Source organism: Paenibacillus glycinis (genome assembly GCF_009909185.1).
In the GTDB taxonomy this organism is placed as follows: Bacteria; Bacillota; Bacilli; order Paenibacillales; family Paenibacillaceae; genus Paenibacillus_Z; species Paenibacillus_Z glycinis.
Map to the genome: position 1 here is coordinate 53,579 of NZ_JAAAMV010000023.1, position 18,909 is coordinate 72,487.

Below are 18,909 nucleotides of genomic sequence, written 5' to 3' on the forward strand. Positions count from 1 at the left end.
GTGAAGTATATTATTAATATCGTAAATTACAGTCATTCTCTAAAGCGATTCGAAATATTTGCATTCATCTATCAAATACAATTTGTGATAAGCATAAAGACACTTTCAGAAGTGTAGTCCACTCCTTCAATATTATCTAAGGCAGATACCCTTTTAGCGCCGCCGTAATAAACAGCTGGATCTCCCCCATTAGAATCGAAGCATAATGTTTATTCCTTCCGAAGCCAAATGCTCCCTCCGTGAAACGATATGTCCAATGGCCATTTTTGTTTGAATATCTCTGAATGCTTCTTCTCCATCATGTTCTGAAAATAAATAATAGAGTAATTAGAATTATTCTGAAGAAATGCCCTTAGTATATATAGCTCATTCCAACACCTTCCATCTAATATCCATTCTTTGGGATATTCAAAAGGATAGAAAATATCATGGAGGTGAATAATAACGCCGGACTTTAAACGCGGTAAAACCTCGAATAGCAAGTAGTTTACATCCGAATCAACCTTCGTAACATGCGTCGAATCAATGAAGAGTACATCGCCACTTTCCAACTGCTCAAACACAACCAGAGATGTGTCTTGCAGCCCCTGTACCAACAGCTCGATGACATCTTCCGTCTTAAGCAAAGACTTTATCAATTGCGGATAGGGTTCAATGAAAGTAAGCTTGATCGAATTATCCAGAAAAAACTCATTCGTATCTAATGTCACAGCCGAAGAATAGCCTGATCCAACCTCGATAAGTCTATTCGGTTTCAGTAATCTAAGCATACAATGCAATCCGATTGCATCTCCGGCGCTCAAGTTGGGGTTTCCATATCTATATCGCAGTGGAGAGACGATATTTGTATTAGAAATAGGCTCCCATCTAGGTATAGAATCATAAAACTGTGTCATTTGGCGTAATACGATTACCTGTTGTTCCTCGTTAAGATCAACATCTACTATTTCTTTATTTTGATTAAATACTCGATCTTCTTTACGCATTACTTCATCAATATCCGGATACAACGAATAGAAATGCCCAATCGGCGGTAAATTCTCAAAAGCATCCGTAATTCTCGACTGGGGAAACAAACGAATAATTTTTATAATCTCTGATGGAATAGTATGCTGAATACCTCGATACTTTAAATTTTCTTCAATGCCGTCGGACTCTGTTGGAGAAATGAATACGGTGACCTTATCTTTATAAGGGACAAGATCTTCTACGGAAATACAAGGCACACCATTAATAAATTGACCTTGTTTATTACGATCGTTATCCACGTAAAAATCCAGATTCACCCCATGATTTTCGAAAATCCGTTGAAGCTGTCGTCCGTTATCTCCAGCGCCGAAAATCGCAAAATAGGATAACGCAGGATTCTCATAACGCCTAGCCATGAACTCAATTAATAATTTCCCAAGTTGCAAATTCATTCCCTACTTCCGCATGGAGGAATCTCATATAGAATTAATCATTCTGTTTTCCTGATTCATTAACAATTTCACAAAGCTGTATAATTCAGGTCTTCTTTGTCATGAAGAGCGGACGACCACTTTAGCGATGAAGTTTTATTGAGCATCGGATCCAGTTCTTGTTTTGTTATTATAAAAGGTATGCCCAGCGATTGTAGTTGTCTAACAATAGGTTCCGGTGTTGCAATAGCAACAATGACTAATGTACGATCCCTTATCTCCATCAACTGACTAGGCGAAACACACACAACACCTTCAATGATCGTCCCCCACTTCTCTGCATCGTTATCGCAGAAGCAGCCAATAGGAATGTTTCGATTTTGAAGCATCTCTTTCAAGTTTCTTCCATATGCACCTGCGCCAAATACGCATATCCGATCTGCAAGACTATTAGAAATGTGTTTCAAATAGTGTTTTAACTCATTAATTTCATCGAATATACTGGTGTCTACTTCTACGCATCGCATCTTTTCATCCGAATAAAGATACGCTGCATGAAGCTTAAAATCCAGAAAAAGCTCGTTCATTTTGCCATAAAACCGATAAGGTGATCCATACATCCCGATCATCTCATGTTCAGTTAACTGCTCCATGAAACGAATATACAACGCATCACGTTCTGATTCATGTTGCGAGATTGTCCGGCTTCCTTGAGCATCATGCAAACGGGAAATTATCAATGCTTCTGGCACATAGATCAAGCTTTGATTGCGGAACATCCGGAACCACAAATCATAATCTTGCGTCGTGATCAAGTTTTCATCAAAGTGACCTACTCTGTCAAAATGAGATTTGTGTATCAACAACGCACAGCCGTTAACCATGCCCTCTAAAACCGGAAATACGGAGTTCTGCAACCTCTCCACGGCGTACTTGCTATTAAGTTTTAATCGTGATGAAATTTTTCCTTGCTCCATGAAATCCACGTCACTCAACACAATAGATCGTTCATCGCCACTGGATTTTAAAGCGGCAACCTGTTTTTCGATCTTCTGCGGGTAGTACAAGTCGTCATGCGACAACCAAGAGAAATATTCTCCCTTCATTTCTTCGATAGCATAATTCAATGCTGTGGCTACTCCGCCGTTAATTTTATACAAATATCGAATACGATCACCATAGGACAGTGCGATTCGCTCCGTCTCCCCGTTATCTGACGAACCATCGTTTACAACCATGACTTCAATATTCTTATACGTCTGCGCCAGTGCACTATCAATCGCCTCGCGCATATAGTTGGCTCCGTTATATACAGGGATAATGATCGATACTAGAGGTTCATTCATAAGTAAATCTCCCTTATTGGATAATACAAATCTGCCAAGTAATCTATTACATCATTGCAAGAAAGCACCTTCGCCCCATTAGCCGATGCGATTCTCTCTACTTCGGCAAAAACGATTGGAGACTTTGGAAAACACAATAAGATATCGCCATTTGTAATTTGCTCTACATTCGGCTTCACGATTTTTGCCCCGTCATAGACTGTGGATTCGTTAGTTGCTGACACGTCCCAGAACACATTCGGTTGCCACTCCGTTCCCTTTAAAAGGGGCAAGAGACCTGCTGCGTTTTTTCCAAGAGACCCAAACGAAATAATACGTCCTGTGATCTCCTTAACTTTCGGTTTTACGTTCAGTAAGGCATTCGTTAAGAACCGAAAAAACACTTCATTTACAGGATCCCATTCCGTTAAGATAGAGGTAACCATATATCGACATCCGATGGATGCAAGACCTTTCAACCTCGCCTTTTCCTTTAAGCTCAGGGTAAGCTGCTCGATCGTCTGTTCATACAACCTCAAGCGATCTCGGTAGTGCTCCGATACTTTCTGTTCAGTCCGTCCACCCGCTAACGCGCTGGAGTAAATATTATAAATATAGAGCACTTTATCGACCGTCATGTGCTTGCCGCCACCTGCGAAAAGCAAAGTGGTTATCTGTGGTTCCTGCGAGAATGCCTTCTCTGAGATCATTCGCATCATTCCACAATGCACGGCATACTCGCGTTTCACAAGATATACACAGATAGAACTGTGCACCCTTTGTAACAGAACTTGTTCGATGGTTGTGCTAGGCGTGATGTCATCCGTGAAGATGACTGGTACCGGTTTTCCTCCTGGTGTGCTTCTTTCTGCCATTTTACAGACTGCAAAATCAAAACTTGGATCTGTCTCGAGTGTTTCTAGCAGTATCGATACATATTCAGCATTAAGTTGATCGTCCGCATCAGGGAAACAAACATATTCTCCAGTCGAGCGCTCCAGTCCCGCAGATACTGCAGCAGCTACACCTGCATTTTCCTGGTTAATGACGATCACTTCATACCCTCTCGATAATAAACGAGGAACCCAATCTTGAATAATTGCTTCTGTTGCATCGGTTGAACCGTCATTCACCAAAATGACCTCGATATTATCCCAAACTTGATTGACAATAGACCGGAGAGTGTCTACGATATATGAAGCCTTGTTATAACAAGCAATGATCATGCTCACCTTTGCATACACATAACTCACCACCCAACGTCAATCTTGCTTGCGTTACCCTCTATAAATAGAATAAATTCCGAAACTCTCTCTCCTCTAACACCGAGATAACTTGCCTAATATGGCTTAAGTTTAGTGCTAGAATTACACCCATTTCATCATCGGCTTTAATTTCTGACAATTCGTATATAGGATGATCCAAAAGTCGAATCTTTGTACGATGACCGTCTGAAACGATAAAGCCCTGAAAATCAACCTGCTCTGCTATCAGATTGGCAGCACATTTCAAGCCGATATCTCCCGCACCGTAAATAAATACTTTTTTATGCTGAAGTGCGAAATGATAGATATCCGCGCCTTTGGCCATATCCAAAGCATTACGATATGAATAACTATAATACGGGATACCGGATTTTTTTTTCAATTCGCGAATTATTCCATTAACCATATATCTGTAATTGACTATTTGAATCGCCGCATACTCTTCCGTCATCATGACCCCGCTATAATAGCCTTCGTGCTGAGCGACATAAGGGAAAATACGCTCAATCGCATGGCTAATCGTACCGTCAATCGGCATCGGCTCTTCCGCAAAATCCTCATACTTAAATCCGTATTCAAATAACGACTTTAGCGCTTGCGTACGACACCAAAAAGCGGTTCCAAGCGCAAACGGTCCCTTCTCTTCCGATAGCTTATCATCCAATCCTAAACGGTCTGACAAGATCTTAGTCGCCTGGTAACTCGATGTCCAACTTTCCGCACTTACTCCCAGATAAGATGCATGGTGGGGAGCAGGCGGGGCTAGCCAGCCAAGGCGAGGATTCTTTTCAAAGCAATCGAGAACATTCCAAATATACGCCGAGCTCTTCAGTGTGTTTGTCCATAACAAATCCATGAACGATTGTCCTATCTTCGCGACGCCCACTGCCCCACTTACTTTCTTGTCATGAACAAAGCAAAGATACTCATATCGCAAGAGTAAATCTTTGCACTGTACTAATAACGCGCTCTGTTCCCGTCCTCGGTTACGAGAGAAGACGATGTGCCCGTTGCGAATTCGATGTCGAGAAAAATAGTCCGCGATTCGTTCCCGGGTATCCTCTCTACTAGTCGTCACAATTACGTCAATTTCTTCAGGAATCTGAATAATATACTCGAAGCATTTATCGACCAAATCCGGGTAATAGATATGCGTAATGACAGCTGCCTTGTTATGTATATGTATCGGTTGGACTGCTTCCCTTGTCCTAGTCGAAAAAATATAGTTCAAATGCATGGTCTCGTATAGATCCGTAACATTACAAACACGCAACAGATGATCCCATATCATATTCTCATTGTAGTTAGTATGCTCCCTTATAAAAGCGAGAACATGCGACATATCTTCCCCAGCGGAAATCTCCAATGTTTCCTTTAGTGGGTTAGAAAAATTTTCGCGTTTGATTAGTGGACACTTGCACTCTGCGAGCAGCCTATAGGATTCATGCCAACCATAGGCATAATTATCCTCAGGATTCTCCACAGTAAATAGTTCGGAATCCACGTAAGTATCACGAACATATCCTAACTCTGTAAAAAAGACAGTCAATCTTGCTTCATAGTGAATAGCTGCTTCTTGATAGGTATGAATTTGAGGGAGTGTACTCCAAAAACGTCTAAAATCCTCACTATGTAGAAGTCTATTGCGTATAACCAAAAAATAAGTTTGAATGTGAGCAGGTAAATAGTACGAATCTATAGTTTGTGAGCTACTTTTATTAGGAAGCGAAGGCTGCTCTGTTAATCCCCAGAAATCAATTTCCTTCTGTTTCATTTTCTCAAAGACGATTTCTAGCGGGTACAACGGCCCATAGCAGGAGTTATTAACAATCACTAATTCGTCGTATTGATAAACCCGTTTCCAACCTAACAAGTCCTCAAGTGTCTCTTTAATAGCTGATGCATCGAATCCTTCATTCTTTCGTATGAACACATCTGTTGTATACGTCTGTAACGTTTCCAAACCTTCTTCATTTATGCTTCCGTTGCATACAATAACCAAGTGTTTAACATTTCGGATAATATCAGCCAATAGATGTTCGATGTAATCATCCACGATTCCATCCTCATCCTGCATTTGAAAGATTCCCAGTCGATTATCTGCAGCCATCTACCTGCTCACCCCCCCTTCAAACTAAAGTTTCGATTCGTAAACTCGTCCACTAAAGCTTCCGTTTCAAAATAATTGGTTCGCATAATGCTGTACTGCTCTCGCAAAGAGCGAATAAGCAGATCGGGAACTTCCAAATCCACCTCTCCAACATGCTTGAACCGAAGTTTAGTTTTCTGAAAATAGTCTTTGATCGCATTTTGAATCTCAGTTAAATGTTGAAATTGATCTGCTGTTCGATGCTCAATAGCAAAGACAGGCCTTCCATCTTTATCAAATTGCTGCAGTGAGGGTTCAAAGGACGTAAGAATATTTTCCATAAAGAAATAGTCATCAAGAAAATGCCAACTCGGTTCATAAATGTTGCGAATATCGTACATCGCTTCGATCTTTATATCACTCTTATAGCCGCCCTGAGAATTAATTCGGGCGAAGTAAAGCCCATATAGCTCAAAATCAACAAAATTGGATAACATTCTCTGACATGTTCCCGAAGATACAAAATCAAAAAAACCAACACGAGCCCCATTTGGTATAGCCGCTGAATCCAAGTAACGCGAATAACGATCTCGCGCGATGACTGCTTGTCGTAAAATGGCATCCTTATGCTTCAGTACATACTCCTCATCGCTTTCATTCGCCCGCTGCTGGATATCATCCGGACTCAAATGAAATCTGCTCTGAAGCATATCCCACGTCGAACCCGAGTAAGCCAGTTGAGCCGCATACAGAATATCCTCTTCCGAGTACAATCCTGCCGGTACGGCTGCAGCACGGGACGTATAGAAATATTGCGTGCGAGGAAAGTCGGGGAGCGCGCTACGCAAGGATTGGCTAATCAGCTCCATTAGATAGCCATCTCGCGCACTGAATAATATTCTGTCTAAATCAAGTTCCTTCGCCTTCGCTACAATCCAACTGAAGAAGCGGTATACGACTGGTGCTATGAACGCATACGCCATCTCATAGGGGCTATCGACGCGAAATTTGCCCTGCGTCTCAGCGAATAAAAACGGACTATTAAGCTGTCGTGCAATGAATTCCCCAATCATCAGCCTATTGCTTAGCTTGTTATCATGCTTCAACAGATCACTGGCGTAGCCATCTTCAAGCATGTTCAACGCACTCTTGATGTGAAAGGTATCATGGATGCCATAACGCTTGGCTGATCGTATGTCGGCCTCTTCATTGTCCCCAATGTGGAGCGTCTTTCGAGAACCGACCTTCTCTGTCAGTACATTGAAAAGACCAGCCTCTTTAGACACCCCGAAATCGCAAGAAACAAGCAGATGATCTTCTTGGACATGTATACCTAACTCGGATAACAATGAATACAGCGTGCTTCTCGGCAAATACATATCCGAGACCAGGTAGACATCCTTGCCTGATGAAGCTGAAAATGCGAGAAGCTCGCACATCGACTCTCTTCGCAAGAGAAACTCTCTTTCGATACGAACTTCAAGCTGCTGCCACTTCTGCTTTAGTTCATCAGTAATTAAAAGGAGCTCTTGAATTCTGTTATAGACGGCCGTCAGATTGGGATTCAATCCTTCTCTATATAACTCTCTTTCGGCCTTGATTCGAACGTTTGCGAATGCTTCTGCATGTTCATCTAATTCTTCTATTCTTTCTTGCATAATAAGAAATATATCTTGCGGGTACAGCGTTTGTCGCATGACCAATGTATCGAATACGTCGAAGCTCACCACTTCGGCAGCCATGATTTTTGAAAGTAATGAATGCATGTCCAATTGATTGTACGCAATCATAGACTTGGTCTGGGCAATATCTTGTCCTAGCAGATTGCCATAAATATCGTAAACTCGAATTGAATGCGCGGTACAAAAGTCAGCAATTCTTCTGTAAATTATTTTCACATTGTTGCTGCGTGCCACAATAACAATCATGTCCACATTGAGCATAAACGCTTGATCACACGAAAGTACCGACTTTCCGTAAATCGTCTCCCCTGTTCTTGCATCGTCCATTAAGCCCACTATGTTGTATGTTGAGCAGCAATCCAGAATATACTCGGTGTTTTTTCCAATTCCGTAGATCACAATATTCCGATTCTGATATTTGCCGAAGTTTGTCTGAAATACTTCGGTCACCTGCTCTCGCTCATCCAACGTCTTCATGATTGTCCTCTCTTAAATCCCTATGATCTGTTGATTCTCCAATGCCTCATGTAACGCACGGAAGATATAGTAGTCCGTCGGGCTCGTAATCTTCATATTATTAGCCGGACTCTTAACCATGTGCATTTCTACCTGGTAGATACTTAACATTTGGGCAGAATCAATGCAAAGCAATCCATCCTGAAGCGATTGTTGATAATATTTCCAGATCAATTCAAATTGGAACGTTTGCGGTGCTTTGGCAACATACATGCTTGATCGAGGAGGAACGGCATCGATACGATCGCCTGTGTTGCTCTGAATCACGCTTTCAATTGCAGATTCGACCGTAATCGCAGTTCCAAACTTCCTCGCTTTTGCGATATTTTCGGAAATTAGCTCTTCCGTTATCAACGGGCGCACGCCGTCATGGATCAACACAATATCTTCCGCTTGACAGACTTCGCTCAATGCCTGCAAGCCGTTGTAGATAGACTCGTGACCTGTTCCGCCGCCCGGAATGATCAATTTTACTTTTCCGATCTCAAATCTTCGCAATAACACTTTCAGCTCATCGATCCAACTTTCCAAACAAACAATGACGATGTTATCGATCTCCGAATGACGTTCAAAATGTTCCAACGTATACAAAAGAATCGGTTTACCATGCAGTTCAAGAAACTGCTTTGGCTTAGCACGAGAGTTCATGCGTTGGCCTGTGCCTCCTGCAAATATAAGGGCTGTATTCATTGCTTACCTCCAGTGGCAGTAAGTAGGGTGTGCTTATTGAATTCATGAATGGCTTGTCCCGCTGTTCCATTCAAATTACTTGTCATTTCTCGACAACGATCAAGCTGCTCTTCTGTCCGTGTCTGAGTAAACGGGAACTGATGAAACAGAGTAGTATAATCTAAAAATGTATCCAAACCTATAAGATTCTCAGTGTATATTACATCAAACACGTTGTGAGTTTTCGATAAATGTTTGTTGCTCGCTGTAAACATTAATTTCATGACCGCATTAAAGTCATGCTCGGAAAACGAAATGGGCTGCAGCTTATGCTGAGGCTCATTCATATCCCACTGGAATACAGCATTTCTCGTCAACGCGAGCATTTTATCGTCATGCTGTTTAGCATGAAGATAAGCAAAGTCCTTTGTTCCGGGCAGGTCAAACTCGTTTGCTACGTGAATGCTGTTGGTGTTTACATCAATTTTTAACGCTATACCGGCCTCATCCGGGATTAGCCAAATATAGCCCTGGGCATATATAATCGCTCGATATTTATTGGAGCCTTCAGTTATCACCTCATCCGAAATCATTATTTTTTGATATGACTGCGTATCGCGTTTCCATTTCACGACATAGTTGCCTTTTCTAGCTGTCAACCAGTAGTATTCACCGTCGTAACACACGCGAGAGTAACGTTCGTCTTGCTTCCCGATCTTATAGAATCGATGAGTTAACGTTTGCATGTCAAAGAACATAAGTTCATTTGACACAAATACATTGATTGCGATTTCAGACCCAACCACATGGCCTCCAAGGCACAACAGACCGTCAAAATCGCTTGTTTGTTGCCACTTCGGCCAATGAGGCGATTTTTTAGCTGCGTACTCCACATGACTGACCCAATCCGAACAATACGTCATTTCTCCGATTTCTGTATCGTAACGAATAATCGCCGGGTACATATGAGACACGAAGAACAAATACTGCCGATTCTGTACGACCCTGTTGAATGATTCGTTCTCGCCTGGTCGAAGCCACTTTAATCTTTCTTTATCATGGAACTGCAACTTTCCGAATGTATGTTTATTCTTGTCATAGATCCCAATGTAATTGGCGTAATAAGGTGCGAAATACAGCTTCCCATCCTGTTCCACGACATCCAAATAGAGAAAATGAGCATTTTCTTCAGCAAAACTTCCCATGTACTTCGCAATCATCGTATTCTTATCTACCCGAAACAATCCATTAAAATTATAAGTTGAACCCCATAAATACTGGCCATCGTCATGAATCGTGTTAAGAAGTGCCTTCTTATCCGCCAGCGTTGAGGATTCCATCAACTGTACCATCATAGGCTTTCCCGTGCACGCATAGAGTGCGACCACAGACCCTCCATCGCCATAATACGCATCCGATAAAGCAATGGCACGATGCAAGTCAGCCGTGTCGTCATAAATTCCAATCTGCTGCTGTTTATAATCCTCGACGATTCGCTCATATTCTTCCCGCAGATGCGGACGCATAGACTGATAAGCGGACTTACTAAGGGGATGCGGACGCCACAGCAGGACGACATCATCCCGTTTCTTAAATACCTCGATCACATCGCGCAACTTAACCAGAACCTTCTCGTTCCCTTCCAGCAACGCGGAAAGCGAAGTGTTGTACAGAATAACATGCTTCCCTGTGCCATTCGGCCGCTCGATCAACTTCCGCCATTCATCCGGAACAACACAATCCTCAAGCTTCGTATTCACCACTTTATCAAACTTCGGCGAACCGAGTGCAACGATCTTCTCTTCCACGTTACCGAAGAGGCCTACGCAACGATTCGTTTGTTCAAAGTGCTTAAGCACCCGAATATAGGTCTGCCTAATTTTATCCGATTGCACGATCACCCGATCGGCATGCAAGACTCCTGCGCATCTGCAGAAATGTTCATCCACATCGTCCAAACTAACGAAATACGGAACGTAGACAAGCAAATCCGTCATATCCTTGAGCCGCTTGCTGAAGAAGTCGGGGTGAACCATCGTCATTAAGTTACTGTCATCATAGGGGTTAATCGTGACGATGACATCTGGCCTACGCTCTTCGATGTTATAGCTTTGCCAATCCGTAATCGGCACATTGTCCGGGAATTGACTCCCCTCATATTGCATCTGTCCGATCGCGCCGCCCGGCAGCCTGTCAAAGTAAGGAATCGGCACTACATAAGCGTCATATTGTGGGTCCTTCTTCGCGGCCAGCCAAATGGATTCGCAACTATCCCACATACTGGCCTTATAAGGGAGAAAAGCAATCTCGATTTTGCTCTGTCTAAGCTCGGTCTTGACGCTATCTTCTATCTGCCCAAGCTGTTCCTGCAATGACATGATAGGCGAGGTATTATCGTCCCCATTGTCGGCTCCAACGCTTACGAAATAGAGAATGTCACAATACTTCTCCAGCAGGGATACCGTGTGAGTGCCCTCTCCTTCGAATTTCTCGATATATTGACCGATGTGAAGGGCGAAATCCTGGCAATCTGCCAGGAGCCCTACGAACACCCGCATGTTCTGTTCGGCATATAAACGCGTGAGTTCCCGCTGTGCTTCGTTTAACGTCTTAATGAGCTCCAGCACTTTCTCTTGATGATACTTCCTCATCTCGTTACCTCCGGCTCATCATACTTCTAACGTATTTGAAGCTTCATGCCAATCCGCTATCATTCGCTTGTACATCTCCGCGAGTCCGTACTGGGGCTTCCAGCCGAGCCCTTCCATCTTATCCGAGCTCAATCTCATCGTTACATCGGGGGCGTATCCATGTTTAACGACGTCGGAAGGTCGATCCACTTTAAAAGAGATGCTACCGCCGCTTACCTCGCTGGCAACCAATTCCGCCATCTCCCGAATGGTCATGCTCGTCTCCGGATTGACGATGTTATAAGTCTCGCCGTTTTCACCATTAAGCAATAATAGAATCAGTCCCCGAATTGCATCGCTGACATAACAATAATTACCGCGAGACTTCCCCTCCGTATGCAACACAATATCTGTACCAGATACTGAACTGCGAGCAAATTGCGCAAAAACTCTGGGGTCGTCTATCGGGAATCCTGCACCAAAAGTTTGTGCCAAGCGAGCCACCTTAACCGGAGTGCCGTATTGTGCGAAGGAGCAGTTGCACAGACACTCGCACATTCGCTTACTTTCCGGGTAACTGCTTCTTGGGCTTTGAAGATTGATATACCCCAGATCATTCTCACTCACCCAATCAAGAAAAGGGTCCGTCAGTCCGTATACTTCCATGGAAGACAAGTACACCATGCTCTTGCACCGCTTGTTCTGCGCGATTGTCAAGATGTTCTCGGTACCGCGTAACGAGGTCTCTATCACGCCTATCGGATTAGCCACCATCTCCACCGATCGCGTTACCGCTGCGCCATGAAGGATATAATCCACAGGCCCATTTATATTCAATGGATTTCGGATATCGTGTTCCACAAATTCCACATTGTTCATCTTACTGAAAAGCGTCTTGGCTCTATCTTTGTTCCTACCAAGCGCCAAAATATGCAAACCGAGTCCATGCCTCGCATCCGCTTCAACTAATACCTGAATTAGGAGTGCTCCGATTGCTCCGGTTGCGCCAGTAATTAGAATAACGCGATCGCGCAATTCTCCCCATGGTACATTCCGATCCGTGACAACTCCGTCTATATCTTCTAGTAAAACCTGCGACAATCCGTTCACGCCCCTAGATCTCAAAAATACGCCGTCTCTCTAACATAGATTACATTGATTATATCGGTTTAATTCAGCGCAGACTTAATATAATCCGGATTCAACATTCCTCAGACGGATTATCCAAGTCCAAATAACCTTCAAGAACGGTGAGTAACCATGCTACTACAATCAAAAATAAATTGCACTCCCTAAAGTGAAAGTCAACTCTAATCCTGTTAATCTCATTTGTTATGCACTCCGTTCCGCTATCAGTCATCACACTTTCATTAAACCTCTGTGTATCAAATGCCTAATATTCTAGTCTAGATATGTCGAAGTATAGGTATAACCTCTTATGTTAGGTGGACTACATAGATGAACAAATTGATTTCAGCATGCATGATCGTGAAAAACGAAGAAAAAGTCATTGAACGATGCCTCTCCAGCATTAAAGAATATGTGGATGAAATCATCATCATTGATACCGGCTCGACGGATCGAACGAGAGAAATCGCTTCTGCCTTTACGAATCATATCTATGATTTTGAATGGATCAACGATTTCGCCGCAGCCCGCAACGAGGGGATTCGACGCGCTACTTCCCAGTGGATTTTTGTCATCGATGCAGACGAATACTTTCCTCCGGCGGAAGCAGCAGCATTCAGACGCTTCCTCGAACAGGAACTCCCCGCAGAGGGCGTCGTTTATGAGCTAAGCGTAGTAAATCTTATGGGTGACTCCGAACAGACAAGCAATGCAATAAGCACGGGAGAAATACCACGGCTGTTTCCAAACCATCACGATATCTACTACACCCGGCCTATTCATGAACAACTCTATTGTCTGAACGGAACGAGCCTTCGTCATAAATTAGCCCCGGGATCCTTATTCCATACGGGATATTTAAATGAAACCATACAATCCAAAGACAAGCTTACTCGCAATGCAAGCATCTTCAGCGAGCTGAAAAATAAAAAGGGGCTGTCCGCTTACGATTACTTCACGATTGGGAATGAAAAGGGCATTCAACGCGACTTTCAGAGTGCGATTTATTATTTTGAGCGCAGTCTGAAAAAAGGAGAACGCGAAAGCGGCAACACCTGGTATCCTCGTTGCATCATTGCGTTAACGCAGGCTTATTTGGAGGAAAAGCGACTTTACGATGCATGGAGCGTGGTCGAAAACAAGCTCTCCAAATGGAATGCCTATCCAGAATATCATTCATTAAAAGGCTTAATCTATTTTCAACTGGGATTATTCGAAGCGGCCGCACAAGAAAGCATGGAAGCTCTTCAAACCGCAGAACGACTTGCCGAGAAAACGCATGTATTCTGGCTCGATAGGCCCGACTATGCTTCTACCTTCCCGTTACGTATATTGTTTCAAATCCATTCCTGGGAGAAAGATACGGAAAAATCCATTTATTATTTGACCAAACTATTAGTCCAAAACCCCTACGACCATGGCGCATTGACGCAATTGATTACGATTCTTTCGCAAACCCAGCCGGTTCAAGACATCGGGCGGTTACTGGAAGGGGTCGGTAGCGATCTGAAATATCAGCTTTATTTGTTTAAAACTTCGCTAACGCTTGGTAATGGCGACTTGGCTGCATACTTCCATGAAAAACTAGCCGCAGTTGCTTCGGAACTAAATTTGTTCGATCAACTTAACTACGCGCTTCTCAAACAAAACGAAGCGGATTTTGAAACCATATGGAATCAAATACATGGAGACGACTGTATGCAGTTCGATAAGCTCGTCACGATCACGCTTGGGTCCTTGGTGTGGGGAAAAGACTTTCTTGGCCAGGTAACCATCCCAGATGATCACGCTCTCTCCCAGAGCTATCAAGCAGTCAGGTCCATCATACAAAAAGAGTCCGTTATCCATCATTCGCATATCTATCCTCTATTGACCAAAAGCTATCTGTTTCAGTTCTATGAGCTGTATGACCAACTTGTCAATACGTACAATACGCCCGAAACAATAAACGCATTGGCTAATTTCTTCTATACCAAAAAGCAAGAAGACCTAGCGTTAAATTATTATTCGTTATTGCTGCGGAATAACGAATTGGATGCTACCAGCCTGGAGAATTTGGCAATGTATCATCTCTTCCATAATTATATTGACGATGGCCTCGAGTTCTTGCTTCTTGCCATCGAGAAACGTCCAGACGCCTTGCGTTTCTATACGCTTTATCTCGCATACTGCACAGATGCCGATGCAAAAAGGAACTTTATCCAGAAGTATGGAGATAAATTCTCATTCTATCGTAAAATCCCCGCCCTGGCGCATCTTCTTAGATAGCGGATTGCCGTGCGATAATTGGAATATCGGAAAAACCCCAGAAGCCTATCGGGCTGCCGCTCGATGGGCTTCTGGGGTTTTAACGTTCAAGCAGATCTATTTCTTTTTATCAAAAAACGCTCCGCCTTCGAATGCGTCGGAATCATATACGCGTTTCTGAAGCTTGGACACTTGTATTTTATTGATTCTCATGGAAGCGTCGTCCCTCAGCTCCTGCATACGCTTCATGATTTTTTTGTCGTAGCTCGATAACTCTCGAATGATTGCCCGATCCGTCTCGCCCACAGCATTTCCTGCTTGCAGTTCGGCCAGCGCTCGTTCACGCGACGCAATCAATTGCTCAAATTGCTCCTGCTGTCCTTGATCGAGTTGACTCATGATTGCAACAGTTTCTCTATATAAGGCAGCTAGTGCTGATTCGCTCATCACGAACTCCTTAATTGCCGACAGCTACGGCTGTTTTGGATATTTCTTTCCAAGCCTCGCGAAGCTCCTGCAGATGCTTAATGGCTTCATTGACAAGCGCGACATCCTTCTTCAGATTCGCTTGAATCAGACAATGAAGTACGTATTCATAGATCCTGACAAGTTCCTGCGAGATTTCATAATTGAAATTCAAAGAACCTATCAGCTCATGAATAATTGCCTCGGCCTTGCATAAGAATTGATTTGCTTTATCATAACGGCGTTGCTCGATGCCTTCAATTCCTTGTTTGGAGAAACGAATGGCTCCATCGTACAGCATTAAGACAAGTTGGATCGGTGTTGCGGTTTGCGCCGACAACTGCTGATATTTTTGTTGGGGTGTTAGCATCCTACCGTATCCTCCTTATTTTTTATTGATAGCTGGAAAATGCCGAGGATTGCGCGCTGTATCGGTTCATCGCCGTTTCCATCGCCGAGAACTGTGCGTAATACTGATCCTCTTTGCGCTTTAAGTAAGCGTCCTGATCCGATATTTGCTTCGTGAGGGTACGAAGCTGTTCGCTGATTGAAGAGTTTGCAATAAACGTGCCATTCTTGTCCGTACTGTATGCAGAGGTTCCTGCTTTAGTAGAGAGCATCTGCAGCGAATTCAAGACGGTAGCACTGATTTTGGTGAAGATTCCGGAGTCCGTGCTGGTAGGGTTTTTCGGATCCGTACCTGTTGCCGTAAAAAGTTTTGCTACGCCGTCCGGATTAGACTCTATGGCTTTGCGGAGCTTATCTTCATCGCCTATGACTAGCTTCCCGTAATCCGTCCACTGCCCTGTCGTGATACCAATGGATTGAAGGCTGATTTTGTTGCCTTTGCCATCGTCAAAACCGGTCACCATCATCGTCCGCATGCTGCTGATCATGGAGGATAACGTAGCGTCGTTGCTTAATAGACCGCTCTTCGCTTTGCTCTCCCAAAGCTCGGCTTGCTTATCGCTCATGGCATCTTCCTGATCCTGCGTCAGCGGCTTATAGTCGCGATATATGGCTTCATTCAGTTTGCCGTTTACCTGGTCAAGGATTGAATTGTAATCCGTGATAAAAGACTTGATCGCATTCACGATCTTATCCGTATCGACGGACGTGGAAATGATGGCCGCCCCGTTAGAGCCTGTTGCAGCCTTTAACTGCAGGCTAAAACCATTCACCGTAACATTATTTGTCGAAGAGGAATACGCGAGTCCGTTAATCTTGTAATTGGCGTCTTGTCCGACGACTCTTTGGTAACCCGGATCCGTGGATTCGATAAAGCCCGGACCCGTGATAACCGCGGCTTTCGCGGGATCGGAGGAACTTCCTGTAGCATTATTCGTGATGGATAACCGGCCATTCGAATACATGACCGTAGCATTGATGTCCTTGTCCGAATTGATGCGCTTGATGACGGAGTCAAGTGTATCGTCAGCCTTGATCTCTACCGTCTTGCCGTTTACGGTAAATGTATTTTGAGCGGGATCGGAAGTATTGTACGCGAAGGGATTAGTCCCCCTCGAGGAAACGTTATATATGCCGCTGGACGACGTGGCAACGTTCTGCACGGCTACGTTCATCGTGCCGCTTGCCGAACTGCTCGTCGAAGTGACGGCAACGGCCGAAGAATTTCCGGTCACTTCAGCCTTTCTTGACGTTAAAATGGAATTCAGATTATAGTTGCTCATCTTGTTTTGACGAAAATCGACGAGCGAAGTCGCCACGTCGCGGTAGGCTTCTTGTTTCCATTGCAAGGACGTCTGCTGTTGAACCAGCTTGTCTTTCTTGCCTTGCTCCGCTTTCATCAAAGTCTTGACCATTGCGTCAACGTCCATGCCCGAAGAAAGCCCCGTAATACGAACCGTCATGCTGCACCCTCCTTATATTAAACCCGGTGATCCACTAGAATGCCTGCAATTTCCATTAGCTTAGCCGCTACGTCCAACGTTTTCTCCGGCGGTACCTCGCGAATTAACTCACCCGTATCCTTGTCCATCACTTTGATCATGATGGTATTCGTCTCTTTATGTACCGAGAGATGAAGGCTTGTCTTTGGCCCCTCCATTGCTTTTATGGCCTTGTCTAGTATCTTGATCTTCTGTTCGTCGCCGGCCGAAATCTTTGCACCGCGAAGCTCCGCCAACTGCATGCTCTCCGTAGTATTAATCAAAGAGCTGACTCCCTGATCGCCGGACTGCGTCGTGTGATCCGGACTTGGCGCACCCACGCTCAAATCGGAAGAAATAAACTTGCTTGCGTTGACCGAAGATACATTCATTGACATAGCGACATGATCCTCCCCGATAAATCGTTCTTACCGTATTTATCGGTATAACACGGCTTTTACTTAATATTACATCGGCTATAGTCCCAGATGTGTCAACCTTATTTTTGCTTTCTCGTAGCTTAGATCCATTGCTTGTTTCAAACAATGAACCGCTTCGCTCATTCTTCCGAACGTTTCGTAATAGATAGCCAAATTGTACAGCGCAAGATATGAACCTGTGCCAGCAACCGTGTCATACCGATCCGTTTCGCCGAGAGCGATGCTTCTCTTATAAGAAGCTTCTATTTCCGGCAAATAGGCGATATATTGACCGGGATCGCTCATGACGAGGTCCAAATAAAATATGCCGCATGCAAAATGATAATCCGGAAAGGCCTGTAGCCAGCCGTAGTTCGCTTGTATAAGCTTTAACGCCTCGGTATAACGTTCGACTTCCTTTAATGCGTATATATAATGAACCGCCACGTTTGGCGCGTATCTTTCGTCACCGTTAAGCAGGTTGAATGCTCTTTCGAAGTATTCGCAAGCTTGCTGAAATTCTTGATTGCCTTGAAACTCTCTTGCCAGTTGAAAGTTAATATAACTGCTATTCGGGGTATTCTTTAATTCTGCCAACAATAATGGTATATTTCGGTTCGACTTGTTCCGATGCAAATAGCCGTCGTGAAGCACGGTAATCGGTACATGAATCCGCGGCAGATCCGATATGACCTGTTCATGGATACGTCCTACAAATCGAACGCCGGCAGGCAGCAGGCGCGTGATGTAGCCTCGCGCTTCATTCTGTTCGCCTTGCTCCGATGTCAGGCTGACGACCGTAATCCGACCTAAGCATGCTTGTTCGCTTAAAGCTTGAATAAGAGCGGCTTTATCCAACGCAGTGATATATTCATCTGCATCCAGCACCAGATTCCACGTTGACGTCGATTGGCTCAATGCGTAATTTCGGGCAGCCGCGAAATCATCATCCCAGATATAGTCGAAAACCCGAGCACCGAACCGTTCGGCAATTTGTTTCGTTTTATCGGTCGAACCCGTATCCACGATAATCATATCATCCACATATTGGACGGCGCTTTCCAAACAACGAGGTAAATTCGTTTCCTCGTTACGCACGATCATGACGAGAGCCATGCTGCTGCTATTCATGCCATAAACCACCTTGTTATAAATTGAAAAGAGGCCTTAGATAAGCATCTAAGA

The 18,909-nt window shown here is 43.9% G+C and carries 14 protein-coding genes; 1 reads left to right on the forward strand and 13 read right to left on the reverse strand.

The features are described from left to right. Window positions 1-209: 209 nt before the first annotated feature. The 8 genes from GT019_RS31625 to GT019_RS22770 all read right to left on the reverse strand — a co-directional run bounded on the left by GT019_RS31625 (window position 210) and on the right by GT019_RS22770 (window position 12,677). Window positions 210-1,421: a class I SAM-dependent methyltransferase gene (locus tag GT019_RS31625; protein WP_201755537.1), complete on the reverse strand. Its 1,212-nt coding sequence runs from the start codon at window positions 1,419-1,421 to the stop codon at window positions 210-212. Window positions 1,422-1,489: 68 nt separating this feature from the next. Next, complete coding sequence (locus tag GT019_RS22740; RefSeq protein ID WP_161745724.1) at window positions 1,490-2,746, reverse strand: glycosyltransferase; 1,257 nt, start codon at window positions 2,744-2,746, stop codon at window positions 1,490-1,492. Further along, window positions 2,743-3,969, reverse strand: a complete 1,227-nt coding sequence (locus GT019_RS22745; protein ID WP_161745725.1) for a glycosyltransferase family 2 protein — start codon at window positions 3,967-3,969, stop codon at window positions 2,743-2,745. Before GT019_RS22745 ends, GT019_RS22740 begins: the two co-directional genes overlap by 4 nt. Before the next feature lie 40 nt (window positions 3,970-4,009). Beyond that, window positions 4,010-6,100, reverse strand: a complete 2,091-nt coding sequence (locus tag GT019_RS22750) for a rhamnan synthesis F family protein (RefSeq protein WP_161745726.1) — start codon at window positions 6,098-6,100, stop codon at window positions 4,010-4,012. 8 nt (window positions 6,101-6,108) lie between these two features. Then, complete coding sequence (locus GT019_RS22755) at window positions 6,109-8,238, reverse strand: hypothetical protein (RefSeq protein ID WP_161745727.1); 2,130 nt, start codon at window positions 8,236-8,238, stop codon at window positions 6,109-6,111. 12 nt (window positions 8,239-8,250) lie between these two features. Then, on the reverse strand, window positions 8,251-8,967 hold the full coding sequence (locus tag GT019_RS22760; protein ID WP_161745728.1) for an IspD/TarI family cytidylyltransferase: 717 nt from the start codon (window positions 8,965-8,967) through the stop codon (window positions 8,251-8,253). Further along, complete coding sequence (locus GT019_RS22765) at window positions 8,964-11,597, reverse strand: CDP-glycerol glycerophosphotransferase family protein (RefSeq protein WP_161745729.1); 2,634 nt, start codon at window positions 11,595-11,597, stop codon at window positions 8,964-8,966. The genes GT019_RS22760 and GT019_RS22765 overlap by 4 nt, the downstream gene beginning before the upstream one ends. 18 nt (window positions 11,598-11,615) lie before the next feature. Beyond that, window positions 11,616-12,677, reverse strand: coding sequence for an NAD-dependent epimerase/dehydratase family protein (locus tag GT019_RS22770; RefSeq protein ID WP_161745730.1), 1,062 nt, complete (start codon window positions 12,675-12,677; stop codon window positions 11,616-11,618). Window positions 12,678-13,034: 357 nt separating this feature from the next. Here GT019_RS22770 and GT019_RS22775 point away from each other — a divergent pair, with 357 nt between their 5' ends. After that, window positions 13,035-14,972, forward strand: a complete 1,938-nt coding sequence (locus GT019_RS22775) for a tetratricopeptide repeat-containing glycosyltransferase family 2 protein (RefSeq protein WP_161745731.1) — start codon at window positions 13,035-13,037, stop codon at window positions 14,970-14,972. A 96-nt stretch (window positions 14,973-15,068) separates the two neighbouring features. Here GT019_RS22775 and GT019_RS22780 read toward each other — a convergent pair whose 3' ends face one another. The 5 genes from GT019_RS22780 to GT019_RS22800 all read right to left on the reverse strand — a co-directional run bounded on the left by GT019_RS22780 (window position 15,069) and on the right by GT019_RS22800 (window position 18,855). Beyond that, entirely contained in the window at window positions 15,069-15,398 is a 330-nt protein-coding gene (locus GT019_RS22780; protein WP_161745732.1) for a hypothetical protein, read from the reverse strand. A 10-nt stretch (window positions 15,399-15,408) separates the two neighbouring features. Continuing rightward, entirely contained in the window at window positions 15,409-15,786 is a 378-nt protein-coding gene (gene fliS / locus GT019_RS22785; RefSeq protein WP_161745733.1) for a flagellar export chaperone FliS, read from the reverse strand. 22 nt (window positions 15,787-15,808) lie between these two features. After that, complete coding sequence (gene fliD / locus GT019_RS22790) at window positions 15,809-17,287, reverse strand: flagellar filament capping protein FliD (protein ID WP_161745734.1); 1,479 nt, start codon at window positions 17,285-17,287, stop codon at window positions 15,809-15,811. A gap of 17 nt (window positions 17,288-17,304) precedes the next feature. After that, window positions 17,305-17,703 (reverse strand): flagellar protein FlaG, encoded by a 399-nt coding sequence (locus GT019_RS22795; RefSeq protein ID WP_235949025.1) that lies wholly within the window; start codon window positions 17,701-17,703, stop codon window positions 17,305-17,307. Between the two features lie 78 nt (window positions 17,704-17,781). Beyond that, entirely contained in the window at window positions 17,782-18,855 is a 1,074-nt protein-coding gene (locus GT019_RS22800) for a glycosyltransferase family 2 protein (RefSeq protein ID WP_161745735.1), read from the reverse strand. Window positions 18,856-18,909: the final 54 nt, after the last annotated feature.